This is a genomic window from Actinomadura rugatobispora, assembly GCF_055379765.1.
In genome coordinates this window covers 2847955-2873203 of record NZ_AP029191.1, presented here as the reverse complement: position 1 = coordinate 2873203, position 25249 = coordinate 2847955, and the positions used below count along the sequence as shown (strand labels likewise).

General features: G+C 74.3%; 24 protein-coding genes. 16 read left to right on the top strand and 8 right to left on the bottom strand.

The genetic code is table 11. The features are described 5' to 3' along the window. The first annotated feature begins 3 nt into the window (after window positions 1-3). The 3 genes from ACZ466_RS11840 to ACZ466_RS11830 are packed head-to-tail and all read left to right on the top strand — an operon-like array spanning window position 4 to window position 3622. Entirely contained in the window at window positions 4-1701 is a 1698-nt protein-coding gene (locus tag ACZ466_RS11840; RefSeq protein ID WP_378279752.1) for a fatty acid CoA ligase family protein, read from the top strand. After that, window positions 1698-2696, top strand: coding sequence for an NAD-dependent epimerase/dehydratase family protein (locus ACZ466_RS11835; protein ID WP_378279750.1), 999 nt, complete (start codon window positions 1698-1700; stop codon window positions 2694-2696). Before ACZ466_RS11840 ends, ACZ466_RS11835 begins: the two co-directional genes overlap by 4 nt. Next, window positions 2693-3622 carry an alpha/beta fold hydrolase gene (locus ACZ466_RS11830; RefSeq protein WP_378279748.1) on the top strand — a complete coding sequence of 310 codons (930 nt, stop codon included), beginning with the start codon at window positions 2693-2695 and terminating at the stop codon, window positions 3620-3622. The genes ACZ466_RS11835 and ACZ466_RS11830 overlap by 4 nt, the downstream gene beginning before the upstream one ends. Here the strand turns inward: ACZ466_RS11830 and ACZ466_RS11825 are convergent. From ACZ466_RS11825 to ACZ466_RS11815, 3 genes are all read right to left on the bottom strand, one after another. Continuing rightward, window positions 3610-4038 (bottom strand): DUF6114 domain-containing protein, encoded by a 429-nt coding sequence (locus tag ACZ466_RS11825; protein WP_378279746.1) that lies wholly within the window; start codon window positions 4036-4038, stop codon window positions 3610-3612. The two genes, ACZ466_RS11830 and ACZ466_RS11825, sit on opposite strands and share 13 nt — an antisense overlap. Beyond that, window positions 4025-4639 carry a DUF6230 family protein gene (locus ACZ466_RS11820; RefSeq protein ID WP_378279744.1) on the bottom strand — a complete coding sequence of 205 codons (615 nt, stop codon included), beginning with the start codon at window positions 4637-4639 and terminating at the stop codon, window positions 4025-4027. Before ACZ466_RS11820 ends, ACZ466_RS11825 begins: the two co-directional genes overlap by 14 nt. Before the next feature lie 67 nt (window positions 4640-4706). Continuing rightward, the gene (locus ACZ466_RS11815; protein WP_378279742.1) at window positions 4707-5651 is read right to left on the bottom strand and encodes a LysR family transcriptional regulator; all 945 of its coding nucleotides are present in this window, start codon (window positions 5649-5651) and stop codon (window positions 4707-4709) included. 146 nt (window positions 5652-5797) lie between these two features. On the opposite strand from ACZ466_RS11815, the gene ACZ466_RS11810 reads away from it, so the two are divergent. Then, the gene (locus ACZ466_RS11810; protein ID WP_378279740.1) at window positions 5798-6973 is read left to right on the top strand and encodes an LLM class flavin-dependent oxidoreductase; all 1176 of its coding nucleotides are present in this window, start codon (window positions 5798-5800) and stop codon (window positions 6971-6973) included. Window positions 6974-6977: 4 nt separating this feature from the next. Here ACZ466_RS11810 and ACZ466_RS11805 read toward each other — a convergent pair whose 3' ends face one another. After that, entirely contained in the window at window positions 6978-7598 is a 621-nt protein-coding gene (locus ACZ466_RS11805) for an SPFH domain-containing protein (RefSeq protein WP_378279738.1), read from the bottom strand. A 185-nt stretch (window positions 7599-7783) separates the two neighbouring features. Between ACZ466_RS11805 and ACZ466_RS11800 the strand changes: the two genes are divergently transcribed. Then, the gene (locus ACZ466_RS11800; RefSeq protein WP_378279736.1) at window positions 7784-8860 is read left to right on the top strand and encodes a HAMP domain-containing sensor histidine kinase; all 1077 of its coding nucleotides are present in this window, start codon (window positions 7784-7786) and stop codon (window positions 8858-8860) included. Between the two features lie 20 nt (window positions 8861-8880). Here ACZ466_RS11800 and ACZ466_RS11795 read toward each other — a convergent pair whose 3' ends face one another. Then, window positions 8881-9540 carry a response regulator gene (locus ACZ466_RS11795; RefSeq protein ID WP_378279735.1) on the bottom strand — a complete coding sequence of 220 codons (660 nt, stop codon included), beginning with the start codon at window positions 9538-9540 and terminating at the stop codon, window positions 8881-8883. Between the two features lie 461 nt (window positions 9541-10001). Here ACZ466_RS11795 and ACZ466_RS11790 point away from each other — a divergent pair, with 461 nt between their 5' ends. Further along, on the top strand, window positions 10002-10418 hold the full coding sequence (locus tag ACZ466_RS11790) for a CBS domain-containing protein (RefSeq protein WP_464044015.1): 417 nt from the start codon (window positions 10002-10004) through the stop codon (window positions 10416-10418). Window positions 10419-10524: 106 nt separating this feature from the next. After that, the gene (locus ACZ466_RS11785) at window positions 10525-11811 is read left to right on the top strand and encodes an ArsB/NhaD family transporter (protein WP_378279731.1); all 1287 of its coding nucleotides are present in this window, start codon (window positions 10525-10527) and stop codon (window positions 11809-11811) included. Window positions 11812-11824: 13 nt separating this feature from the next. Here the strand turns inward: ACZ466_RS11785 and ACZ466_RS11780 are convergent, their stop codons facing one another. Then, a complete protein-coding gene (locus ACZ466_RS11780; RefSeq protein WP_378279729.1) occupies window positions 11825-13006 on the bottom strand; it encodes an MFS transporter in 1182 nt (393 codons plus the stop codon). 296 nt (window positions 13007-13302) lie between these two features. Here ACZ466_RS11780 and ACZ466_RS11775 point away from each other — a divergent pair, with 296 nt between their 5' ends. Further along, on the top strand, window positions 13303-14235 hold the full coding sequence (locus ACZ466_RS11775) for a C40 family peptidase (RefSeq protein WP_378279728.1): 933 nt from the start codon (window positions 13303-13305) through the stop codon (window positions 14233-14235). A 1-nt stretch (window position 14236) separates the two neighbouring features. On the opposite strand, the gene ACZ466_RS11770 is transcribed toward ACZ466_RS11775, so the two are convergent. Beyond that, window positions 14237-14611 (bottom strand): BlaI/MecI/CopY family transcriptional regulator, encoded by a 375-nt coding sequence (locus tag ACZ466_RS11770; protein WP_378279726.1) that lies wholly within the window; start codon window positions 14609-14611, stop codon window positions 14237-14239. 145 nt (window positions 14612-14756) lie between these two features. Here ACZ466_RS11770 and ACZ466_RS11765 point away from each other — a divergent pair, with 145 nt between their 5' ends. The 5 genes from ACZ466_RS11765 (at window position 14757) to ACZ466_RS11745 (ending at window position 20409) form a co-directional block, all read left to right on the top strand. Further along, a complete protein-coding gene (locus ACZ466_RS11765; protein ID WP_378279724.1) occupies window positions 14757-15137 on the top strand; it encodes a BlaI/MecI/CopY family transcriptional regulator in 381 nt (126 codons plus the stop codon). Between the two features lie 3 nt (window positions 15138-15140). After that, window positions 15141-16088, top strand: a complete 948-nt coding sequence (locus tag ACZ466_RS11760; RefSeq protein WP_378279722.1) for a M56 family metallopeptidase — start codon at window positions 15141-15143, stop codon at window positions 16086-16088. Window positions 16089-16238: 150 nt separating this feature from the next. After that, window positions 16239-17273 carry a C40 family peptidase gene (locus ACZ466_RS11755; protein WP_378279719.1) on the top strand — a complete coding sequence of 345 codons (1035 nt, stop codon included), beginning with the start codon at window positions 16239-16241 and terminating at the stop codon, window positions 17271-17273. 25 nt (window positions 17274-17298) lie between these two features. Beyond that, window positions 17299-18993 carry a VanW family protein gene (locus ACZ466_RS11750; protein WP_378279950.1) on the top strand — a complete coding sequence of 565 codons (1695 nt, stop codon included), beginning with the start codon at window positions 17299-17301 and terminating at the stop codon, window positions 18991-18993. Window positions 18994-19104: 111 nt separating this feature from the next. Then, a complete protein-coding gene (locus ACZ466_RS11745) occupies window positions 19105-20409 on the top strand; it encodes an APC family permease (RefSeq protein WP_378279717.1) in 1305 nt (434 codons plus the stop codon). Window positions 20410-20415: 6 nt separating this feature from the next. Here ACZ466_RS11745 and ACZ466_RS11740 read toward each other — a convergent pair whose 3' ends face one another. Then, window positions 20416-20724, bottom strand: coding sequence for a PadR family transcriptional regulator (locus ACZ466_RS11740; protein ID WP_378279716.1), 309 nt, complete (start codon window positions 20722-20724; stop codon window positions 20416-20418). 402 nt (window positions 20725-21126) lie between these two features. Between ACZ466_RS11740 and ACZ466_RS11735 the strand changes: the two genes are divergently transcribed. From ACZ466_RS11735 to ACZ466_RS11725, 3 genes are all read left to right on the top strand, one after another. Beyond that, window positions 21127-22272: an LLM class flavin-dependent oxidoreductase gene (locus tag ACZ466_RS11735; RefSeq protein WP_378279714.1), complete on the top strand. Its 1146-nt coding sequence runs from the start codon at window positions 21127-21129 to the stop codon at window positions 22270-22272. After that, on the top strand, window positions 22269-23468 hold the full coding sequence (locus tag ACZ466_RS11730; RefSeq protein ID WP_378279712.1) for a GNAT family N-acetyltransferase: 1200 nt from the start codon (window positions 22269-22271) through the stop codon (window positions 23466-23468). Before ACZ466_RS11735 ends, ACZ466_RS11730 begins: the two co-directional genes overlap by 4 nt. A gap of 85 nt (window positions 23469-23553) precedes the next feature. Beyond that, window positions 23554-25170 (top strand): NtaA/DmoA family FMN-dependent monooxygenase, encoded by a 1617-nt coding sequence (locus ACZ466_RS11725; RefSeq protein WP_378279710.1) that lies wholly within the window; start codon window positions 23554-23556, stop codon window positions 25168-25170. Window positions 25171-25249: the final 79 nt, after the last annotated feature.

The window sequence follows — 25249 nt, the reverse complement described above, 5'->3', positions numbered from 1 at the left end:
CCGATGACCTCCCTCACCCCGTCCGGGGGCCTGGGCCGGAGCCGGGACGTCCCGGTGAGCCCGCTCGCGCTCCGCGCCGTCCAGTGGGTCCGTGACCAGCCCGAAGAGGTCCTGTGCCGGCTCGCCGGGCGCGCGCCGCGGGAGACGACGTTCGCCGAGATGGCGGTGCTGGCCGACCGGACCGCGGCGGCGCTGGCGCGGGCGGGCGTGCGCGCGGGGACGCGCACGGCGGTGATGGTGCCGCCCGGCCCGGAGCTGTGGGCGGCGCTCCTGGCTTTGGCGCGGCTGCGCGCCGTGCCGGTGCTGGTGGATCCGGGCTTGCCGTTCGCCGCGGTGCGCCGCTGCCTGGACCGGGCCCGGCCCGAGGCGTTCATCGGGATTCCGCTGGCGCAGGCGGCGCGGCTGGCGCTCGGCTGGGGGCGGAGCAGCGCCCGCATCGTGGTGACCGTCGGCCCCGGGCGGCTGTGGTGGGGGCGCACCATCGACGGGCTGCGCGCCGCCGCGGCCGATGACGCCTGCTCGTGGCCGGTGCCCGTCCTGGACGATCTGGCGCTGATCGGCTTCACGTCCGGTTCGACCGGGCCGCCCAAGGGGGTGCCGCTGCGGCACCGGCACCTGGTCGCGCAGCTCGAAGGGCTGGACACGCTGGGCGCGCTCGGGCCGGGGGTGGTGATGCTGTCGCCGTTCGTGCCCTTCGCGCTCGGGGCGACGGCGTTCGGCGCGACCGCGCTCATTCCCGACATCGATCCGCGGCGTCCGGGCCGCGCGAAGCCTGCCGTGCTGGCCGCCGACATCCGGCGGCACCGGGTGACGGCGATGTTCGCGCCGCCCGCGCTGTTGGACCGGCTGGCTCGGCACTGCTCGGCGCGCGGCATCGTCCTGGACTCCCTCCGGCACGTGCTGGTCGCCGGTGCGCCGCTGCCGATCGGCACGCGCGAGCGGATGCGCGCGGCGCTGGACGACGGGGCGCGGCTGGTGTCGGTCTACGGGGCGACCGAATGCCTGCCGGTGGCCGCGATCGAGAGCCGTGACCTGGCCCGCACCGCCGAGGCCACGGCCGCCGGGGAGGGGACGTGCCTGGGTGTCCCGCTGCCCGGCGCCGAGGTCCGCGTCATCGGGGTCACCGACGAGCCGATCGCGCGCTGGAGTCCGGATCTGGAGGTGCCGCCCGGCACCGTCGGCGAGATCACCGTGGCCGGGCCCGCCGTCGGAGACCCCTACCTGGACGACCCCGGCGCGACCGCGCTCGCCCGTATCGCCGACGGCGACCGGGTCTGGCACCGCATGGGCGACCTGGGCCGCGTGGACGGCGAGGGCCGGCTGTGGTTCGCCGGGCGCAAGTCCGAACGCGTCCGTACCGGCGGCGGCGACCTCTACACCGACCAGGTCGAGCCGATCTTCGACGCCCTCCCCGGCATCGCCCGCACCGCCCTGGTCGGCGTCGGCGCGGCGTCGGCGCAGCGCCCGGTGCTGGTCGTGCAGCCCGAGCCGGGGGCCACCCGCGCCCAGCGCATCCGCCTCGCGATCAGGATCCGGGCCGCGGCCGCCCGGTACCCGCACACCGCCGGCATCCGCGACGTGCTGTTCCGCCGCCGCCTCCCGGTCGACGCCCGGCACGAGAGCAAGATCCGCCGGGGCGAGCTGGCCGGCTGGGCCGCCCGCCGCCTGGGCACGGGCCGGCTGATCGGGGGAGGGCGATGAAGGTCCTGGTGACGGGCGGCAGCGGGTTCCTCGGCAAGGCGATCTGCCGGAGGCTGGCCGCCCGCGGCGACACCGTCCACTCCCTGCACCGCCACCACAGCCCCGCGCTGGACGCCCTGGGCGTCACCCAGCACCTGGGCGACATCCGCGACCGCGCCGCCGTGCACGCCGCGGTCGACTGGTGCGACGCGGTCGTGCACTGCGCGGCCAAGGCCGACATGGCGGGACGGCCCCGCGACTTCGAGCAGGTCAACGTGGACGGCACCCGGCACGTGCTGAGCGCGTGCGCCCGCGTCGGGGCCCGCCTGGTCCACACGTCCTCGCCCAGCGTCGTGCACGATGGCCGCGACCTGGAGGGCGTGGACGAGTCGGCGCCCTACGCCCGCCGGTTCCTGGCGGCCTATCCGCGTACCAAGGCCGTCGCCGAAGGGCTGGTGCTGGGGGCCGCGGGCCACCTGATCCCCGCCGTGGCGCTGCGCCCGCACCTGATCTGGGGTCCGGGCGACCCGCACTTCCTGCCCCGGTTCGCGGCCCGGCGCCGCAGGCTGTGGATGCTGGGCCGCACCGACAAGCTCATCGACACCACCTACATCGACAACGCCGCCGACGCGCACCTGCTCGCCCTGGACCGGCTGGAACCGGGGTCGCCCCTGACCGGGCGGGCCTACTTCATCTCCCAGGGGCGGCCGTGCACGACCGCCCACTGGACCAACGCCCTCCTGGGCGCGGCCGGGCTGCCCCCGGTGCGGCGGCGCATGCCGGTCCGCGCCGCCTGGGCGGCCGCGGCGCTGCTGGAGCTGGCGTGCCGCGCGCCGGGCGTGCCGGTGGAGCCGCCGCTGACCCGGTTCCTGGTCGGCCAGGCCAGCACCGCGCACTGGTTCGACATCTCCGCCGCCCGCCGCGACCTGGGCTACCGGCCACGCGTGAGCATGGACGAGGGCCTGGCGCGGCTCACCGACCACCTCGCCCGGCAACCGGATCGGACCGCCCTGTGACCCGCACCCGTTTCCCCGGCTACCCCTTCACCTCCCGCTGGTACGAGCACCCGGCGCCGCGGGGGCAGCGGCAGCACTACCTCGACGAGGGCGTCGGCCCGCCCGTGCTGTTCTTGCACGGCAACCCCTCGTGGAGTTACATGTGGCGGCGTCCCGTGCTGGCCCTGCGCGACCGGTTCCGCTGCGTCGCCCCCGACCATCTCGGCATGGGGCTGTCCGATGCCCCCGCCGACGACCGGCACCCCTTCACCCTGTCCGCGCGCATCGACGACCTGGACGCCCTCGTCGGGCACCTCATCGCCGACCGCGGCGCCCCCGGCCGGGGCTGGACGCTGGTGATGCACGACTGGGGCGGGCCGATCGGCATGGGCTGGGCGGCCCGCCACCCCGAGCGGGTCTCGCGGCTGGTCGTGCTCAACACCGCCGCCTTCCCCAACCCGCACGGTGCCCGGGTCCGTCCGGTGCTGCGGTTCCCGTTCTGGCTGCTGCGCGACACCCGCGCGGGGCGGCGCCTGTTCCTGCGGCACAACGCGTTCGCCCGGCTGGCCACGCTCCCGCCGTACGGGGTCCGCCGCCCGATGCCGCGGGCCGTCCGTGCCTCGTTCCTGGCCCCGACCGCGCGGCCTCAGACGCGCCGCTCCATCCAGCGGTTCGTGCAGGACATCCCGCTGCGTCCCGGGGACGTGTCCTGGCCGACCTTGTACCGCATCGGCCAGAAGCTGGACGGCTTCTCCCACCTGCCCACTCTGATCGCGTGGGGGTTGCGCGATCCGGTTCTGGATCCCGCGATGCTGGAGGAGTGGCGCCGTCGCTTTCCCGCCGCCCGGACGCACATCTACCGCGACGCGGGCCACTACCTCCTGGAGGACACCGACGATCGGTTCCTGGTCGCGTTGCGCGCGTTCCTGCTGGACTACGGCGCCTGACCGGACTGGCGGGCTTGACCGGACTGGCGGGCCTGGCGGGCCTGGCGGGCGCCGGGAGGGCGCCAGGCGAATCCGAGCGACGCCCCGACGATCGCCAGCAGCGACCCGAGGAGCAGGCCGCCGAGGTTGGCCAGGACGAACGCCGTCAGCGCCGCCATGGCCGCCAGCACGGCGATCATCGTCCGCTGCCCGGCCGCCAGCCACAGGCCCGGCCCCATCGCCATGATGAAGCAGCCGATCAGGAAGCTGGAGTAGCCGCCGGGCCCGGACTGCACGAGCACGCCGACCGGCGCCACCGGCACCAGCATGATCTCCGCGCCCGCGGTCAGCAGCAGGCACCCGGCCGCGAACGGCCGCCCGCGCGTCCAGCCCCGCAGCCCTGCCAGCGGCGCCCGGCGCCGGCTAGAAGCACTCATCGACATCGCGTCCCAGCGCCGCCCGCAGCCCGCTCACCTGGAAGGAGCCGCCGGTCGTCATCCATGTGCCGGCCTTGACGTCGCGGACCGTGAAGCCGAGCGACTGCAGGCCGTAGGCGCCGGGCGCACCCGCGTGGCCGGGCACCGCGTCCAACGAACCGGCGTCCCGGTTGAGCTGGAGCGACCCGAAGTCAACGTCGGCGTCGATGGTCGTCGCGGAGATCACCAGACGGTCCACCTGGGAGGCCGGTTCGCCGGGCCGCGCGTGCAGGCGCAGCACGTAGCGGCCCAGCGGGGTCCGCACCACCGTCGAATGGCACAGCCCCTCCACCCGCGCGGTGCGCATCGCCAGCACCATCACCGGATGCCTGCGCCCGTCCACCGACGTCACCACGGCCGGGTAGAGCGCGAAGCCGTTGCCGGAGATCTCGTCGGCCGCGACCTTCGCCTGGCGTCCCGACACCGCGAACGACGCCGGCAGCGCCCCCTGCGCCATGCCCACCGCGAGGACGGTCAGCGCGCCCAGCGACGGGACGAACAGCAGGGCGAAGCGGCGCCACCGGATCCGCCCGCACAACGCCTCGCGCCACCGGCCGGCCATCGCCCGCATAACACCCGCCTCACCCGTCAGGCCCCGCACCGCAGTGCCACACAGGGTAATCAGTCTGTCACGCTTTCGTCGAGTCGTGTGGTTCGGTCGCGGAGATACCGGCCTGGGGGAGATGGGAGGCCCGCGCCTTCAGCAGGTGGACGAGGTGCCGGACGTGCGCGGTCAGGTGGCGGGTGCGGGCGTGCTGGGCGACCAGCAGGACGTCCGGGCTCTCGATGTCCAGCGGGCGGCGGGTGATGATGCCGCTGCGTTCGAGCGGGTCGTCGGCGATGCTGTAGTCGGGCAGCAGCGTGACGCCCAGCCCTTCGGCGACCATCACCTTGCCCATCTCGGCGCCGTCCACGGAGTAGGCGAAGGCGGGCTCGCGGCCGTTCAGCAGGCGGTGCACGTAGCGGTGCATGAGGTAGCCCGCGCGCATCGCGACGAACGGCTCGGCGAGCATCCGCTCCAGCGGGACGGCGTCCAGCCGGGCGAGGGGGCCGTCGGCGCGGCAGCAGACCACGGCCCGGCCGCGCAGCAGCTCGACCGTCGCCAGGTCGGGCGGGGCGTCGTCGCCGTCGATGAGGTTGACCAGGCCGAGGTCGAGGCCGCCGCCGCGCAGCGCGTCGTGGATGTCGGGCTGCTGGGCGGTGACCAGCTCGACCTGCGTCTCGGGGTGCGCGGCGCGGAACGCGCTCATCGCGGGCGTGACCAGTGGGACGGTGGCGGCGTTCACGGTGCCGACGCGGATCATCCGCCGGGTCCTGACCTGGTCGCCGGCCGCCGCGCGCAGCCGGTGCACCGCGTCCAGCACCTCGGTGATCCGGGGCAGCAGCTCGCGCCCGCCGGCGCTGATCCGGGCGCCCGCCCGGTGCCGTTCGAGGAGCGTGACGCCGAGCTCGCGCTCCAGGTTGCCGATGGTCTGGCTGAGCGCCGGCTGCGACATGTGCAGCGCCTCGCTGGCGCGGCGCATCGAGCCCAGCCGGGTGACGGCCGCGACGCATTCCAGCTGTTCGATCCGCATCGGGTCCTCCGCGAAGCGTGCGTGCAAGGTTCGCCCTATCACCCCGTCGGCAACGCCACATTGACCTGGGGCGGGACGGCACGCAGAATCCTAACTATATTTGTAGGAAATATCGATAAGTCGACGAGGATAAGGACGTCCCTGCCGTGTCGCTCACGTTCCACTGGTTCCTGCCCACCTACGGCGATTCCCGCTTCATCGTCGGCGGCGGCCACGGCGGGCCCGCCGGCGCCGCGTCCGGCGACCGGCGCGCCTCGATCGGCTACCTGTCCTCGATCGTGCGCGCCGCCGAGGAGCTCGGCTTCACCGGCGCGCTCACCCCGGCCGGGGCCTGGTGCGAGGACGCCTGGCTGACCACCGCGATGCTGGCGCGCGAGTCCGAGCGGCTGGCGTTCCTGGTCGCGTTCCGCCCCGGGCTGATCAGCCCGACGCTCGCCGCCCAGATGGCCGCCACGTTCTCCCTGCACGCGCCGGGACGGCTGCTGCTCAACGTCGTCACCGGGGGCGAGGCCCACGAGCAGCGCGCCTACGGCGACCACCTGTCCAAGGAGGAGCGGTACGCCCGCTGCGCGGAGTTCCTGTCGGTCGTGCGGCGGCTGTGGGACGGCGAGACCGTCACCCACCGCGGCACGCACCTCGACATCGACGCCGCGCGCCTGCCGACCCTGCCCGACCCCGTCCCGCCGCTGTACTTCGGCGGCTCGTCCGCCGCGGCCGGGCGGGTCGCCGCCGAGTACACCGACGTGTACCTGACCTGGGGCGAGCCGCCGGACGCGGTGGCGCGCAAGATCGAGTGGATCCGCGGGCTGGCGGCGGCGCACGGCCGCAAGCCGCGCTTCGGGATCCGGCTGCACGTCATCACCCGCGACACCGCCGAGGAGGCGTGGGGGCAGGCGGGCCGGCTCGTCGAGGCGCTCGGCGAGGACACCGTCGCCGCCGCCCAGGCGTCCCTGGCCCGCAGCGAGTCCACCGGCCAGGCGCGCATGCGCGAGCTGCACGAGCGGGGCCGCGCCGACGGCTCCTGGCGCGACCCGCACTCCCTTGAGGTGGCGCCGAACCTGTGGGCCGGCGTCGGCCTGGTCCGCGGCGGCGCGGGCACCGCCCTGGTCGGGAGCCACGCCGAGGTGGCCGAGCGGATCGCCGAGTACGCCGCGCTCGGCATCGACGAGTTCGTCCTGTCCGGTTACCCGCACCTTGAGGAGCTGTACTGGTTCGGCGAGGGCGTGCTGCCGCACCTCGCCCGGCGCGGCCTGTTCCACGAGGTCGCGGGGGCGGGCGCCGGCCACACCGCCTTCCTGCCGAAGGAGACCGAGCGCCGCTGACCGCTCACCCGACCCGATGTCCGGGCCCCGCCGCCGGCTCCGCACCCGGGTCCGCTCCCGGGGCCGCGCCCAGGTCGCGGGCCCAGCGGAGCAGCTCGGCGCGCACCGGGACCTGGACGTCGGTGATCGTGACGAGGGTGGCGGTGGCGCCCCACGGCTCGATCGCCGCGTTGAGGCGCTCCAGCAGCTCGGGATCGCCGTCGCTGATCATCCGCGGCAGCGCCTCCAGATCCCGGGCCGCGATCACCGACCGCAGCGCGATCTCGGCGACCGCGCGGTCGGCCGCGGACGGCGTCCGGGCGGCCAGCGCGTACCGGACGGGGTCCGCGGCGCCCACCATCGCCAGCGCCTTGACCTGGACCGGGACGCCGTCCCGGGTGGTGCCCCGGAACCACACGTCCAGCGGCGCCGCGCGCATCGAGACGCGCACGCCCCGGTCGGCGATCGGCGCCAGGTAGCGCAGGCCGGGGCCGTGCGCGCCGCGCACCTTCCCGAAGCGCAGCACCACCAGCCGCTCGCCCTCGGCGACCCGGCGGATCCCCGCCGCCGCGGCGACGACCACCAGGAGCCCGGCCAGGAGGAGCAGCATTCCGGCGCGGGCTCCCAGGGAGTTCTGCACGTCCATCGGCCGACCTCCGTTCCGTCCGTCGCCTTCCAGCCTGCCCGGTGGAACGTCCCCCGGAAATGGGGCGCAGTGCCCATCCCCGCGGGGGGTCACTATGCAGGGAACCGTCCATGACCTGGGCCTTTCCGCCCGGATCGGCGGGGCGCCGATGGACAAACCCGGGTCCGATGCGGTGACGTGGAGCCATGAGCACAGCGAAGACCGAGCGAGACGGCGGGCACGGCGGACCGTCCAGGGCCTGGTGGCCGGGCGGCGGGCGCGGCACCCCGGCCTCCGCGCTGTACTGGCGCATCCTGGGCATGAACGGGCTGATCTTCGCCGTCGGCACCACCGTGCTCGCGCTGTCGCCCGCCACGGTGTCCTCGCCCGTGCTGCTGGGCGAGCTGCCCGTCCTGACGGTCGGCCTGGCGCTGATGGTGCTGGTGAACGCCTTCCTGCTGCGGGCCAGCCTGACGCCCCTGGACGGCCTCACCACGCTGATGACGCGGGTCGACTCGCTCAGCTCCGGCGACCGGCTGGCGCCCAGCGGCAACGGCGACCTGTCCCACCTGATCGGCACGTTCAACGCGATGCTCGACCGGCTGGAGGCCGACCGCAGCTCCAGCGCCGCCCTCGTGCTCGGGGCGCAGGAGTCCGAACGGCGCCGCATCGCCCAGGAGCTCCACGACGAGATCGGGCAGAGCCTGACCGTGGTGCTGCTGGAGCTGAAGTCGGTCATGGACCGCGCGCCCGGCGACCTGTCGCGGGAACTGCGGGGCGTCCAGGAGGTGGTGCGGTCGAGCCTGGACGAGGTGCGGCAGGTGGCCCGGCGGCTGCGGCCCGGGGTGCTGGAGGACCTCGGGCTGACCAGCGCCCTGGCCGCCCTGGCCGGCGACTTCTCCGGCACCGGCGGGCTGCGCGTGACCCGCTGCCTGCGGGCCGGGCTGCCCGAGCTGGACCCCGACGCCGAACTCGTGATCTACCGCGTCGCGCAGGAGAGCCTCACCAACGTCGTCCGGCACGCCCGGGCCGGGCACGCCGAGGTCTCGCTGACCGGCGGCGGCGACGGCTCGGTGGTGCTGCGGGTGGTGGACGACGGCTGCGGCCCGCCCGAGGGCGCGGGCGCGGGCATCCACGGCATGCGCGAGCGCGCGATGCTCATCGGGGCGCGGCTGACGATCGGCGCGGCGGAGGGCGGCGGCACGGAGGTCCGCCTGGTCGTCCCGCCCGCCGCGCGGCCCGGCGGACCGCCCCGCCGGCACGCCGCCGCGGACCTCCCCTGACGCGGGCCGGCGCCGGCTGATCAGGGCTCGACGAGCCCGACGCGGATGGCGTACTTGGTCAGCTCCAGCCGGTCGCGCATGCCGAGCTTGCCCAGGATGTTGGCGCGGTGCCGGTCGACGGTCTTGACGCTGATGGTGAGCGTCTCGGCGATCTGCTTGGACGAGTAGCCCTCGGCGACCAGCTTGATGATCTCCTCCTCGCGCGGGGTGAGGATGCTGTCGGGCAGGTTCTCGAAGTCGCGCCCGAGGTACTCGCGGATCAGGGCGGTGACGGCGCCGGGGTACAGGTACGGCTCGCCGCGCATGGCGCCCCGGCACGCGTCCAGCAGGTCGCGGTCGGCGACCGACTTGAGGACGTAGCCGCACGCCCCCGCCTTCAGGGACTCGAAGAAGTACTGCTCGTTGTCGTACATCGACAGGATCAGGATGCGCACCGAGGGGGTGCGCCTGCTGATCTCCCGGGCCGCCTGGATGCCGGTCATCCGCGGCATCGCGATGTCCAGCACGGCCAGGTCGATGTCCGTGGTGGCGCACTCCCGCACGGCCTCGGCCCCGTCGGCGGCCTCGGCCACCACGGTGAGATCGGGTTCGGCGTCCAGGATCAGGCGCAGCCCCCGCCGCACCAGGGCGTGGTCGTCGGCCAGCAGGATCCGGGTGGGGCCGCGGTCGCCTGTCTGCACAGATCCACCTCCGCTCGATGCCGTCATCCTATGCGCCGCCCGCCGCTCCGGACCCCCGCGGCAAGCCTCTGAACTGCGGCTACATAGTGCCTCCCGGTGAATATGGGTGCCGGACCCGATAGTGGCGGCCCTCGCCGCGCCGAAGACTGGACGGAGATCACGATGTGGAGGGAGACGTCATGGCGCACGCGAGAAGAAGCTCGCCCTGGAGTGCTGCGCACGCCTCCGAACGAGGGCTCGGACGACGGCCCGACCGCTTCCGGGTCGCCGCCGGCCGCCACGGGGCGTGATGAGGCTTTTCCAGTGCGGAACGGGGTTCCCGCGCGTCGCCGCGGAAGGGGATCCCGAAGGGGCCGGCCGGAACGGACGGAGAGGACATGTCGCCTCAGAAGGTGATATCGGAGAGGGTCCGCAAGGACATGCAAGCTCGCGACATCGCGGTACAGGTTCCCACCGTGACCATGGACGACCCGGTCACCCAGGCGGTCCGGGTGATGGCGCTCGGCCGCCTGCCGGGGCTGATCGTGGTCGACGCGCGGCGGCGCCCGCGCGTCGTCCTGCCGGGCACCCAGGTGCTGAGGCTCACGGTGCCGCGCGCCTACCAGGAGGATCCGGCGCTGACCCGGATCGTGGACGAGGCGCACGCCGACATCTTCTGGCACGAGCTGGGCGACCTGACCGTGGGGGACTGCCTGCCCACGCCGGTCGCCCGCCCGGTGACCGTCCCCGCCACCGCGACGCTGCTGCAGGTGGCGGCGCTCATGGCGCGCCAGCGCAGCCCGCTGGTGGCGGTGGTGGACGAGGCCGGGATCCTGACCGGAGCGATCACGCTGGACCGGTTGCTGGCCAGCCTGACGCTCGCCGGACCGGGCGCCTAGCGGGGCGTTCCGGCCCGCCGGTGTGCCGGGTGGGGGATCCGGCGCGCCGTTACGGGCGGCCCGCGGGGGGCCGCCCCGGGCGGGCCCTGCCGTCGGGACGGCGGCGATGAGCGCGGTGGCCGCACTGGCCGTCTTCGTGGTGGCGTTCTTCTTCATCGCCACGGAGAAGGCGAACAAGGTCAAGGTCGTGCTCATCGCCGCCGGGGCGATGACGGTGCTCGGGTTCACCCCCGGCGCCGAGGTGTTCTTCTCCGAGCACGAGGGCATCGACTGGAACGTCATCTTCCTGCTGCTCGGGATGATGATCATCGTCGGGATCATCAAGCAGACCGGGCTCTTCGACTTCCTGGCGATCTGGGCGGCCAAGCGCTCCCGCGGGCGGCCGTACCGGCTGATGGTGATGCTGATGATCATCACCGCGGTGGCGTCGCCGTTCCTGGACAACGTCACCACGATCATGCTGGTGGCCCCGGTGACCGTGGTGGTCTGCGACCGGCTGCGGATCGCGGCCCAGCCCTACCTGATCGCCGAGGTGCTGGCGTCCAACATCGGCGGGGCGGCGACCCTCATCGGGGACCCGCCCAACATCATCATCGGGAGCCGGGCGGGGCTGTCGTTCAACGACTTCCTCGTCCACATGGCGCCGATCGTGGTCGTCACGTTCATCGTCTTCGTCCTGCTGACCCGGGTGCTGTTCCGCAAGGCGCTGCGCCACGCCCCCGAGCACATGGACGAGGTGATGGCGCTCCAGGAGCGCCGCGCGATCACCGACCCGCGGCTGCTCGCGCGCTGCCTGGCGGTGCTCGCCCTGGTGGTGGCGGGTTTCGCGCTGCACTCGGTGATCCACGTGGAGCCCTCGATCGTGGCGCTGGTCGGCGCCGGCGTGATGATCCTGGTCACCCGCACCGAGGTCTCCGACGTCCTGCACGAGGTGGAGTGGCCGACGCTGGTCTTCTTCGTGGGCCTGTTCGTCATGGTGTCGGGGCTGGTCCACACGGGCGTCATCGAGAACATCGGCGAGTGGGCCGTGGACACGGTCGGCGACGACTACTTCATGGCGGCGACCGGGCTGCTGTTCGGATCGGCGGTGCTGGGCGCGTTCTTCGACAACATCCCCTACGTGGCGACCATGGCGCCGATCGTCGAGGGGGTCGTGGCGCAGGCGCCCGACCCGGCCACCGGGGAGGCGCTGTGGTGGGCGTTCGCGCTGGGCGCCGACTTCGGCGGGAACGGCACGGCCGTGGCCGCCAGCGCCAACGTGGTGGCGATCGGCATCGCGGCCAGGACGGGGCACCCGATCTCGTTCTGGCAGTTCACCCGCTACGGCATCGTCATCACGGCCCTGACCACGGTGATGGCCTGGGTCTACGTGGCGCTGCGGTACTTCATGTGAGGACGGGCCGGCGTCACGGGTGGTCCAGCCAGCGGCGCCGGCCGGTCACGGCGGTCAGGGTGAGCGGGATCGCTGCCAGGGAGGCGATCCCGAACAGCAGCGTGTACCGCTCGTGCTCGGCGAGCGGTCCCGCCACCGCCGAGGCGGCCGAGCTGCCGACGAACAGCGCGGCGGCGAAGAACGCGACCGCCGTGCCGCGCGCCCGCGGCACCACGGAGGTGGCCCACGTCTGGAGGGAGGAGTGCATGAACGACCAGCCGCCGCCCAGCAGCAGCGCGGTGACGACGACGGTGACGATCTCGACCCGGCCGGCGACGACGCCGTACCCGACGCAGATCTGCGCGCCGCCCACGGCGATCAGCGCCCACCCCGGGACCCGGCTGGTCAATGCCTTCACCAGCCGGGTGAACGCGACCACGCCCAGCCCGTAGGCGGCGGTGGCCAGCCCGGCGACGGCGCTGTCGACGCCCCGCGACTGCAGCGCCGCGGCCAGCAGCGTCATCGTCCCGAGCAGCACGGCGCCCTCCACGAACGCAAGCCCGAACACCAGGAGGGCCCAGCGGTTGCGCAGCACCGCGCGCAGGTGCTCGCCCATCCCGGCGGCGGCATGGCGCGGCGGCTCCGGCAGCGAGCGCAGCCCGAACGAGCACACCGCCGCGCACACCGCGGGCATCGCGAACACCATGCGCCAGTCCAGCACGTGGGCCAGCACGCCGCCGACGGCCGTGGCCAGCGCCGTCCCGAGCGCCGAGACGGCCATCAGGTCCGACAGCGCCCGCTGGCGCTGCCCGCCGGGCACGGTGTCGCCGACGTAGGTCAGCGAGGTCGGGATCACGGCGCCGAAGCAGGCCCCGGCGACGACCCGGGCCGCGATCAGCACCGTCATGGTGGGCGCGATCGTGGACAGCGCCCCGGCCACGGCGGCGGCGAGCAGCGTCACGCGCATGAGGCGGACGCGGCCGAACCGGTCCGACAGCAGTCCCCACAGCGGCTGGGACAGCCCGTAGGCCAGGAAGTAGCCGCTCGCGGCCGCGACGGCGGTGCCGAGCGGCACCCCCATCCCGGACGCGATGAGCACCAGCATGGGCGTGATCGCGAACCGGTCGAAGGTGCTGACGAACGCCGCCGCCGACAACGCGAGCGGCGGGCGGGACAGAGACGGGGGCGGGGGCGGCGGGGGGTCCTGGTGGGGCATCGGCATTCCTCGTCGGGGGCGACCCTCCATGGTCCCGCGTCCCGCCGACCGGCGGTCGGGCAGGTCCCCGGTACCGCCCCAGCCGGTCCCGCCCCGGGCGCGCACTACTAAGGATCTTCGTAAGCGATCGCCGACCATGGAAGGGATGGGTGTGGTGCGCCGCTCCCTCGGTCCAGAACGTCCCCTGTGTCGAAGATCAACGCGGGGGCGGCGTTCTTTCCGGGACGACCGATTAAGTACTAGGTCATGTAGTAGTTTGTCGTCGGTCAAGGCCCGGGAAGCCCGAGGAGGACGCTGTGCATCGGAAGCCGGTACGCGCCGCGGCGGCGGCGGCCGTCGTCGTCGCGGGACTGCTGACGGCCGCCGGTCCGGTCCGGGCGGCGCCCGCGCCGGACCCGGAGAAGCTGGGACGCCAGGCCGAGATCCTCACCGAGCAGTACAACGGCAAGCGCCTGGCGCTGAAGAAGGCCCGCCTGGCCCAGCGGGCCGCGGAACGGCAGGCGCGGCAGGCCGGCGCCGACTACGAGACCGTGCGCCGCAAGGCCGGGGTGCTGGCCGCCTCGCAGTACATGACCCCGGGCGCGGAGTCGGAGGTCTCCCTGTTCATCGGGGACGAGCCCCAGGTGGCCTTGGACCGGTCGGCGGCTTCCAGCTACCTGGCCGCGCAGCAGGTCCAGCAGCTGCGCGAGCTCGCGCTCACCCGGATGCGCTACGAGCGCAGCGCCGGAGCCGCCCGCGAGCGCACCGCCGAGATCCAGAAGCTCACCAAGGACCTGGCCGGGAAGAAGGCCAGGATCGAGAAGCTGATCAGCAAGATCCCCGCCTCGCGCGCGCGGACGGGAGGGGCGCCGCCCCGGTCGTCGTCGGCCTCGGGCAGGGCCGGGACCGTGGTGAACGCCGCACTGTCGCGCGTGGGCACCCCCTACGTGTACGGGGCCGCAGGGCCGAACTCCTTCGACTGCTCGGGCCTGATGCTGTGGTCCTACGCCAAGGTCGGCATGAACCTTCCGCACTACACCGGCGCGCAGTACAACATGGGCACGCGCGTCTCCCGCGGCCAGGTGCGTCCCGGCGACATCCTCTTCTTCTACCCGGACCTGGGCCACAACGGCATGTACATCGGCGGGAACAAGATGGTGCACGCCCCCCGCTCGGGCAAGAACGTCGAGGTCGTGGATCTCGCCGCGTACTGGTGGGGACAGTTCACCGGCGCCACCCGCCTGCTCTGACTCAGGCGGGGTCGCGGGGCGGGACGACCTTGAGGGCCGTGTGGAGCGCCTCGGACTCCTCGGCGGAGAGGTCGGAGAGGAAGTGCACCAGCGCCGCGGCCTGGTTGTCGCTGGTGGCGAGCGCCTCCCGCATGAGCTTGGCGGTGTAGCCCTCGCGCGAGGAGACCGGCTCGTAGAGGTAGGCGCGGCCCTGCCGCTTCCGCCGCAGCCAGCCCTTCGTGTGCAGGTTGTCCATCACGGTCATGACCGTGGTGTAGGCGATGCTCCGGGTCTGCTGGAGGTCTTCGAGAACCTGCCGGACGTTGGCGGGATGGCCGTAGGACCACATCCGGTCCATCACCACGGCCTCGAGCTCGCCGAAACGCTGTCCGGCCATCCGCCACCGCCCCTCCGGCATCGCCGCGTCCCGCCGTCCCGCCACCCCGCGGTAACCAGTACTACTACCGATAGTAGCAGCGGGGGCCGTTGCCCCTTCGGGTCCGCGCGCCGGGCAGAATGTGGGGGCGAAGTGGGGTGATCACGTGGTCGGACTGGCGGGTTCGCTGGAGCGCGCCGTGATGGAGGCGCTGTGGGCGGCGCCCCGGCCGCTGCGCGTCCGCGAGCTGCTGGAACGGCTGAACGAGGGAGCGGCGAAGCCGCTGGCCTACAACACCGTGCAGACCGTGGCGGAGCGGCTCTCCCGCAAGGGCATGCTGGCGAAGATCCCCGACGGCCAGGCCTTCCGCTACGGCCCGACGCGCGACCGGGAGGCGTACGTGGCCGACCTCATGCTGGACGCCCTGACCGGCACCACCGATCACGGCGCGGTCCTGGCCCGCTTCGCCGAAGGCGTCGCCGACGAGGACGCCCGGCGGCTGCTGGAAGCGCTGCGCCACCGGGGCGCCGACGAGCCGGGGCCCTGAGCCGTGCTCGCGCTTCTGGCCGTCCTGGGCGCGGTCGCGGTGCTCCTGGGGTGCGGCGCCGGCGTCGTGCTGGACCGGCTCTGGGCGTCCGGGGTCCATCCCGGGACCGCCGCGGCCTGCTGGTTCGCGGCGCTGGCGGGCACCGTCGCGGCCGTCGCCGGGATGATCGCGGTCGGGCTGCTCTGGCCGCCCACGCCCGGCCACGGGATCGTCGAGTGGCTGCACGGCTGCCTGCCCCACCATCCGGTCGCGGCCCTCGTGCTGGGCGGGCTGGCGAGCGTGCCCGTGGTCTGGCTGTGCTGCGCCAGGGTGGCGGGCGGCGTGCCGCGGCTGCGCCGCGCGCTGCGGCAGCGCCGCGACCACCGCGAGGTCCTGCACATGGTGGCGCGCGAGGACGCCGACCATCCCGACGTCCTGCTGCTCGACCACCCCATCCCGGTCGCCTACTGCCTGCCCTCGCGGTGGCGGCCGATCGTCGTGAGCACCGGCGCCCGCAGGAGGCTGTCGCCCGCGCAGCTGGAGGCCGTCCTCGAACACGAGCGGGCGCACCTGCGCCAGCGTCACCACGCCCTGCTGCTCCTGCTCGACGCGGTGCACGCCCTCCTGCCGTGGCCGCCGACCGTCCGGCGGGCCAGGGCCCGGATCCCCGTCCTGCTGGAGATGGCGGCCGACGACGCGGCGGCCCGTGCCGGCGGGAGCCGGCCGCTGGCCGAGGCCCTGCGGCAGATCGCCACCGCGCCGGAGTTCGCCGGCGCGCTTGCGGCCTCCGGGCAGGGGCCCGGCGCGCTGTCGCGGCGGCTGGCCCGGCTGGAGGGGGCGGCGGGACGGCAGGCGACGGGACGGCCGGGCCGGGCGGTGCGCCCGGTCGCGTGGACGCTGTCCGCCTGCGCGGCGGCGGTGCCGTTCGCCGCGGCGGTGGCCGCCCTCGCGAGGCTGGTCCCGCCCTGCTGAGCGGCCGCCGTCACGGCTGTGACGCAATGTGAGAGTCGTGCACTCAAGTGGCATTTGGGGCCGGAACCTCCTACCCTCCGTAGGAGCCAGTCCCGGGTCTCCTACCGGGCGCCTGCCGGTCGGGGCGGGCGAAACCTGAAAGGACCGTGCATGCTGCCAGGCGCCGACGGCGTGAACTCCCGGCTCCCGCGCCTGTTCAGGGCGGCGGCGACAGGGGCGGCGGTGGCGGCGGCGGTGTTCCTGGCGCCGGCCGCGGCGTCGGCCGCGCCGGAGCCCTCGCGCCGCGAACTGACCGAGCAGCAGCGGCGGCTCACCGACGACGCCGAGCGGATCACCGAGCAGTACAACGGGCTGCGGGTCCGCCTCCAGCAGTCCCAGCGGGCGGCCAGGGCCGCCGCGCAGAACGCCGGCCGCCAGCAGAAGGCGCTGGAGGAACTGCGCGGCCAGGTCGCGACCATGGCCGCCGAGACCTACAAGAACGGCAGCACCGACCCCTCGGCCGCGTTCGCCTCGGCCTCCGACCCGCAGGCGGTGCTCGACCGCTCCGCGACGCTGGACTACTTCGCGCGCCAGAACGGCACCCGCGTCGCCCTCCTCCTCCAGAGCATCCAGGCGGCCCAGCGCGCCCAGAAGTCGGCCACCGACCGCGAGCGGCAGGTACGGCGGCTGGCCGCCGACTCCCAGCGCAAGAAGCAGGAGCTGCAGGACAAGCTGGCCAAGGTCGAGCGGAAGCTGAACATCGGCGCGCCGCTCCCCAAGGCCGGGGCGGCCCCCGCCGTCGCCCCCGACGGCGCGTCGGCCAAGGCCATGGGCGCCGTCAAGGCCGCGCTCAGCCAGCTGGGCGTCCCCTACTCCTGGGGTGGGGGCAGTCCGTCGGGTCCCAGCTACGGCATCGCCCAGGGGGCGAACATCAAGGGCTTCGACTGCTCCGGGCTCACCCTGTACGCCTACGCCCAGGTGGGCATCGGCCTGCCGCACTACACCGGAAGCCAGTTCAACGCGGGCACGCGGGTGTCGCGCGCCGCCCTCAGGCCCGGCGACCTGGTGTTCTTCCACGCCGACCTGCACCACATGGGCATGTACATCGGCAACGGCAAGATGGTCCACGCCCCCCAGACCGGCGACGTCATCAAGGTCAGCCCGATCTCCGGGCGGCCCTTCGCCGGTGGTGTCCGCATCGCCTGACGGCCGCCATGAGAGAGTGGTGACGATGTTGGAGCGCTTCCCCCGTCGCCTCGTCGTCCCCTCGGCCATCGCCCTCGTCGTGGTGCTGCTGCTGGGGCTCGTCGCCGTGCGGGCCCTGATGGTCGCCGGGAAGGTTCCGGGAGGCACCAGGGTCGCGGGCATCGACATCGGCGGGCTCGCGCCGCGGGCGGCGGAGGCGAGGCTGGCCCGGGAACTGGCCGACGACGCCGAACGGCCCATCGCGGTGACGGCCGCGGGCCACCGCTTCACGATCTCGCCGGCGGAGGCCGGCCTGGCGCTGGACGCCCCTGCCACGGTCGCCGCGGCGGGCGGCGGCGCCCCCTCTCCGGCCGACCTTCTGCGGCCGTGGATCGGCGCGCGCACCGTCGAGCCCCGCGTCAAGGCCGACGCGGCCAAGCTGAGCGCCGCGGTCGAGGGCATCGCCAAGGAGGTCGACCGGCCGTTGCGTGAGGGCGGCATCCGGTACGCGGGCCTGCGTCCGGTGGCGGTGGCGCCCCGTCCGGGGAACGAGATCGACCGCGCCGCCGCCCAGCGCGCGATCAAGGAGGCGTTCCTCGACCCCCGCCCGCAGGTCACGGTTTCGCCCCGGCCCACCGCGCCCACGGTGTCCGCGGAACGGGTCCGGCAGATCGCGCAGACCACGGCCAAGGCGGCGGTCGCACGGCCGTTCCTGCTGACCGGCCCGGGCGGGCGCAAGGCGACGGTGCCCCCGGCGGACATCGCGCGCGGGCTCCGCTTCGTCGCCGACGGCCGCGGTTCGCTGCGTCCTCAATTCGACGCGACCGCCGTCGCCAGGGCGGCGGACAAACGCTTCGTCCCGGCCGCCCAGGCGCCCCGCGACGCGACCTACACGGTGAAGAAGGGACGGCTGCAGCTCGTTTCCGCCCGCACCGGCCAGGGCGTGGACGCCGCCGCGCTCGGCCAGGCGATCACCGGCGCGCTCGCCTCCGGCGGGAGCCGCACCGTGCCCGTGCGGGTGGTCACCACCCCGCCGCGGATCACCGACGCGCAGGTCCGCGCGCTGGGGATCAAGGAGAAGATCAGCACGTACACCACGCAGCATCCCTGCTGCGCGCCGCGGGTGACCAACATCCAGACCATCGCCCGCATCGTCGACGGCCACATCGTCCGGCCCGGCGAGATCTTCTCCCTCAACGGCCTGGTCGGCAGGCGCGACCGGGCGCGCGGCTTCGTGCCCGCCCCGATGATCCTCAACGGCCGGTACGTCAACGACGTGGGCGGCGGCGTGTCGCAGTTCGCCACCACCATGTTCAACGCCGTGTTCTTCGGCGGGCTGCAGGACGTGCAGCACACCCCGCACTCGTTCTACATCTCCCGGTATCCGGCGGGGCGGGAGTCGACGGTGTCCTACCCGCAGCCCGACTTCCGGTGGCGCAACGACTCCCCGCACGGCGTGCTGATCAAGACCGCGTACACGAGCACCTCGATCAGCGTCACGTTCTGGAGCACCAAGCGGTACGACATCGAGTCCCAGTCCTCCGGCCGGTACGCCGTGCGCGGTTTCGAGACGACCACCGACTCCGGGCCCAAGTGCATCCCGATGCCCGGCGCCGAGGGCTTCAAGATCGACGTCTGGCGGATCTTCAAGAAGGACGGCCGGGTCGTGCGGCGGCAGAAGTTCCACACCGTCTACCTGCCGGAACCCAAGCTGACCTGCGAGGAGACCCCGGGCCGGTGACCCGGCCGGTGGCCCCGCCGGTGGCCCTGGCACGGGCTCGGATATCGTGATCCGATATCGGTGCGCGTAAGCACGCCAGGTCGTTCCGCTCCGATCCACCAGGGGGCCGCCATGGGACGCTCGCCCGCCGCCACCGGGGGTGCCCCGCCGGAGTTGCGCCGCCGGCTGGGGGTGCCCGACGCGGTCGTCATCGGCCTGGGGGCGATGATCGGCGCGGGCGTCTTCGCCGCACCGGCCCCGGCGGCACGGGCGGCCGGCGCGGGACTGCTGCTCGGCCTGGCGCTGGCCGCGGTGGTCGCGTACTGCAACGCGACGTCCTCGGCGCGGCTGGCCGCCCGCTACCCGGCCTCGGGCGGCACCTACGTCTACGGCCGCGAGCGGCTCGGGGAGTTCTGGGGGTACCTCGCCGGGTGGGCGTTCATCGTCGGCAAGACCGCCTCGTGCGCGGCGATGGCGCTGACCGCCGGCCTCTACCTGTGGCCGGGGCACGCGCACGCGGTGGCGGTCGCCGCCGTGGTGGCGCTGACCGCGGTCGACTACAGGGGCGTGCAGAAGTCGGCCTGGGTCACCCGCGTGATCGTCGCGCTGGTCCTGGCGGTGCTGGCCGCCGTGGTGGTGACCGTGCTCGCGTCCGGTGAGGCGGAGGCGGCCCGGCTGGACCCGTTCGCGGACGCCTCGTTCGGCGGCGTGCTCCAGGCCGCGGGCCTGCTGTTCTTCGCGTTCGCCGGGTACGCGCGCATCGCCACCCTCGGTGAGGAGGTCCGCGATCCCGCGCGCACCATCCCGCGCGCCATCCCGCTGGCGCTGGGCGTGACCCTGGTCGTGTACGCGGCGGTGCTGGTCGCGGTGCTGGCCGTCCTGGGCGCGGACGGTCTGGGACGGGCGACCGCGCCGCTGGCCGAGGCCGTGCGCGCCGCCGGGGTGCCTGAGCTCGCGCCGGTCGTGCGCGCGGGCGCCGTGGCGGCCGCGCTCGGCTCCCTGCTGGCGCTGATCCTCGGAGTGTCCCGCACCACCCTGGCCATGGCCCGCGACCGGCATCTCCCGCACGCGCTGGCCGCCGTCCACCCCCGGTTCGGCGTGCCGCACCGCGCCGAGCCGGCCGTCGGGGCCGTCGTGGCGGTGCTGGCGGCGGTCGCGGACCTCCGGGGCGCGATCGGCTTCTCCTCCTTCGGCGTCCTGGTCTACTACGCCATCGCCAACGCCTCGGCCTGGACCCTCACCCGGGCCGAGGGCCGTCCGGCGCGCGTCATCCCGATCGTGGGGTTGGCCGGGTGCCTGACGCTGGCGTTCGCCCTGCCGGCGTCGTCGGTGCTGACCGGCTCCGCGGTGCTGGGCCTCGGCGCGCTCCTGTACGGCGCTCGCTACCGGCGTTCGCGTCCGGCGCCGGAGGAGGGCGACGGCCGCGGCGGCCGGTGACCTCGATCAGCGGCGGTGGTCGTCGCCGAGCACCTCGCGGGCCAGTTCGGCGAGCGCGGCCCGGTCCTCGGCGAGCGCGGCCCGGCCCGCGTCGGTCGCGCTGTAGACGCGCCGCACCCGGCCCTCGACCACCTGCTGGCCGGAGGTCAGCAGCCCGTCGGCCTCCAGGCGGTGCAGCGTCGGGTAGAGCGTGCCGGGGCTGATCTGGTAGCCGTGCGTGGCCAGCTCGCGGGTCATCCACGCGCCGTGGATCTCGCCCTCGGCCGCGTGGTGCAGGATGTGCAGCCGCACCGCGGCCCGCTGGAACTCCCGCATGCCCGCTCCGTACTCCTCCGGCGCGCGTCGATGACGAACCCGATATCGGGTGTCGATGTTACCCCGCAGCGGCAACGGTGTTTCGGTCGGGAACTAATCCCTAGTAATCCTATCGGGTTTATGCTAATTTCTCCCTTATGTCCCAGGCAGCTGACTTCTTCGGTCGGCGGTATCTCGATCTGTGCCGCCTGTTCGGCGCGCGCTGTCGCTGAACGCTCCTGACAACCGGTCCTCCGGAGCCGCCCAGGCCGTGCGCGTGCACGGCCGGTGATCCGCGCCCGCCGGGGTACACCCCCCGGCGGCGGACCGACTGCCACCGGCGCCCAACGAGAAGGAGATCCATGCCTTTCCGCGACAGCACGGACGTCCCCGCCCGCGACACGGCGGCGGGCGCCTGAGCCGATGCCGATCCATCTGCACTGGTACCTGCCCACCAACGGCGACAACCGCGACATCGTCGGCTCCGGCGACGGCTCGCAGAAGACACTGGCCGCCGTGCGGTCGGGCTTCCGTCCCCCGACCGTCGAGTACCTCGGCGGCATCGCCCGCGCGGCCGAGCAGCTCGGCTTCGAGGCCGTGCTCACCCCGACCGGGACCTGGTGCGAGGACGCCTGGATCACGACCGCCGCGCTGTCGGCCGTCACGACCCGGCTGAAGTTCCTGGTCGCGTTCCGTCCCGGGCTGGTCTCGCCGACCCTGGCCGCCCACCAGGCCGCGACGTTCCAGCGAGTGTCGGGCGGGCGGCTGCTGCTCAACATCGTCACGGGCGGCGACGCGGCCGAGCAGCGCCGCTTCGGCGACCACCTCGACCACGACCGCCGCTACGCGCGGACCGAGGAGTTCCTGACCGTGCTCCGCGGGGTCGGTGGTGCCGCCGAGCCGTTCGACTTCCACGGCGAGTACTACGACATCGAGGGGGCCGCGATCCCGTTCGCGCCCTACGAGCCGCCGGCGATCTTCTTCGGCGGAGCCAGCCCGGCGGCGGAGCGGGTGGCGGCGCGGACGGTCGACACCTACCTCGCCTGGGGGGAGACGCCCGCCCAGATCTCCGAGCGCCTCGACCGGGTGCGCGGCCTGGCCGAGGAGGCGGGGCGCTCGGTGTCCTTCGGGATCCGCTTCCACGTGCTCGGCCGGGACACCGCGGCCGAGGCGTGGGCGGAGGCGGACCGGCTGCTCGACCGGATCGACGAGTCCCGGATCCGGGAGACCCAGCGGACGCTCGCGGCCAGCGAGTCGGTGGGGCAGCGGCGGATGGCCGCGCTGCACGGCGGCGACCGCCGCAACCTGGAGGTCTACCCGAACGTGTGGGCGGGGTACGGCCTGGTCCGCGGGGGCGCCGGCACGGCGATCGTGGGCAGCCACGAGGAGGTCGCGGAACGCATCGAGGAGTACCACGCCCTCGGCATCGACCACTTCATCCTCTCCGGGCAGCCGCATCTGGAGGAGGCGTACCATTTCGCCGAGGGCGCCGCCGCCGAGCTGCGGAGCCGCGGGCTCGTCGCTCCCGCCGGCGCGGGGCCGGGCGCGGCGGAGGGCGGGCGCGGATGAGCGTCGAGATCATGGTGCTGACCACGTCCGACGAGGTCAACGCCGGGCTCCGGGTCTTCCTGCGGGCCATGATCCACCTGCCGTTCCACGCCATCGACGCGACCGAGATCACCGAGCCCGGCCGCTTCCTGGGCGCGCTCGACGGCGGCGAGGTCGTCGGCGGCGCGGACTCCTACACCAGCCGGCTGGTCGTCCCCGGCGGCGCCCGGGTGCCGCACGCGGCCGTCACCCACGTGGGCGTCCTGCCGACGCACCGGCGCCGCGGCATCGTGAGCGCGCTCATGGCGCGGCAGTTGCGGGACGCCGCCGCGCGCGGCGAGGTCGTGGCCTCGCTGCGGGCGACCGAGGCGGTCATCTACGAGCGGTTCGGGTACGGCGTCGCCAGCTCGGCGCGGTCCGCGCGGGTGGCGGTGGCGCGGGCGCGGCTGCGGCCGGAGGTCCCGGCGGGCGGCACGGTCAGGCTGGTCGACCGGGAGGTCACCACCGAGCTGCTGGACGGCGTCCACGCGCGGGCCGGGTGGACCGGCGCGATCGACCGGCCCGCCGGCTGGTGGGAGCTGCGGCGGCGGCTCCGCGAGGCCGACCAGGTGCCGCACTACGCGGTCGTCCACGGCACCGGCGGCGTGGACGACGGGTACGCGCTCTACCAGCCCCGCGACATTGCTGGCCGGCCCGGCGGCTCCGAGCGGACGGTGGGCGTGACCGACTTCGTCGCGCTCGACGACGGCGCCCGCGCGGGCCTGTGGCGCCACCTGCTGTCCCTGGACATGGTCGACACCGTCGAGTTCGACGCGCTGGCCCTGGACGATCCGCTGCCGCTGGCGGTCGTCGACCGGCGCGCCGTCGAGCTGGGGCCGGCCCGCGACGAGACGTGGCTGCGCCTGGTCGACGTCGAGGCGGCGCTGCGGGCGCGCGCGTTCGGCGAGGGCGAGCCGGTGGTGGTCCAGGTGAGCGACCCGCTGCTGCCCGAGAACGACGGCGCCTACGAGATCGGCCCCAAGGGGGTCGCGCGCACGGTCGCGCCCCCGGACCTCGGCGTCGACGTCGCCACGCTGGCGGCCGCGTACCTGGGCGGGACGCGGTGGCGGCAGCTGGCGGCGGCGGGCCGGGTCGACGTCCACGACCCGGGGGCGGTGCGGCGGCTCGACGTGCTGTTCGCGGTCGACGCGCTGCCGTTCTCGGGCACCTTCTTCTGACCCGCCGCCACCGTGGCGAGCGCCGCCGATGACGGCGGTCGCTCCCGTTCCCCCTGCCCTCTTCCATGGAAAGTAGAGATCCGCTGTGACGCAGCCCGACCCGTTGATCCTCTCGGCCTTCACCATGTCGACCGTCTCGCACGGCAACGCCGGCCTGTGGCGGCATCCGGACGACCGGACCGCCGGCTACACGGAGCTGGCCTACTGGCAGGACCTCGCGCGGCGCCTGGACGCGGGCGGGTTCGACCTGCTGTTCATCGCCGACGCCGTGGGCCAGCTCGACGTGTACGGCGGCAGCGCGCGCGAGGCGCTGGCCCGCGCCGTCCAGACGCCGGTGACCGACCCGCTGCTCGCCGTCTCGGCCATGGCGGCCGTGACCGAGCACCTGGGCTTCGGCGTGACGGTGTCGACGACCTACGAGTACCCGTACCTGCTCGCCCGGAAGCTCAGCACGCTCGACCACCTGACCGGGGGCCGGATCGGCTGGAACATCGTCACTTCCCTGCTCGACAGCGCCGCGCGCAACATCCTCGCCCGCGACCGGCAGATCGCGCACGACGAGCGCTATGCGATCGCCCAGGAGTTCCTGGAGGTCGCCTACAAGCTGTGGGAGGGGTCCTGGGAGGACGGCGCGGTGCTCCGCGACCGGGAGGGCGGGATCTTCACCGACCCCGACAAGGTCCACGCCATCGGGCACTCGGGACGGTACTTCTCGGTGCCCGGGGCGCATCTCGTCGAGCCGTCGCCGCAGCGCACGCCGCTGCTGCTGCAGGCCGGGACCTCGCCCGCGGGCCGCGAGTTCGCCGCCCGCAACGCCGAGCTGGTCTTCGTCGCCGATCCCCGGCCCGAGGTGCTGCGCCGCAACGTCGACGACATCCGGAGCCGGGCGGCCGGCCACGGGCGCAGGCCCGAGCACGTCAAGTTCATCACCTCGGTGACCGTGGTCGTGGACGACACCGACCGGGCCGCCGAGGCCAAGGCCCGCGACCTGCGCCGGTTCCGCGACACCCGCGGCGGGCTGGTGCTGCTGTCGGCGCTCAGCGGCGTCGACTGGTCCGAGCACGACCTCGACCGGCCGATCGAGGAGTTTCGACACCGACGCCAGCCGCTCGGTGCTGGCCTCCGTCGCCGACCCGGTCGCCCGGAAGCGGCTCACGCTGCGCGACTACGTGGACGGGCTCAGCGGGTTCGGCGGCGAGGCGCTCGTCGGCGGCGCGGCCACGGTCGCGGACGCGCTGGAGGCGTACGCGGACAAGACCGGTGTCGACGGCTTCAACTTCGTCTACCTGGTGACGCCGGGCAGCTTCGACGACCTGGCCGAGCATCTGATCCCCGAGCTGGTGAAGCGGGGCCGGGCGCGCGAGCGGGGCGGCGCGGCGCCGCGCACCGTCCGCGACGCGCTGTTCGGCACGGGCCCCGGCCTGCCCGGCGACCATCCGGCCACCGCCTTCCGCCGTCGTGCGCAGCTCCAGCACCAGGACCCCGATCAAACGCGCCGCGCTCGCGTGGACCGCCGCGACCGCCGGCACGCCGTTCGACGCCGAGGCCGTGCGGTTCAACGTGCGCCGCTGCACCGACCCGGCCTTCGAGTATTACGACAAGGTCAGCGCGGCCACGATGTCGCGGGTCTACCAGGACCTCAACTCGTTCAAGGTCATCGATGGCCGGGACGGTGCAGCACACCTTCAAGCACCGTTCCTAAGGGCTGTGCCTAAGTTGCTCAGCCGCGCGCCCCGAACGGTCTTGGACGCACTGGTCCCCGGCGTACTCGGGCTCCGGGG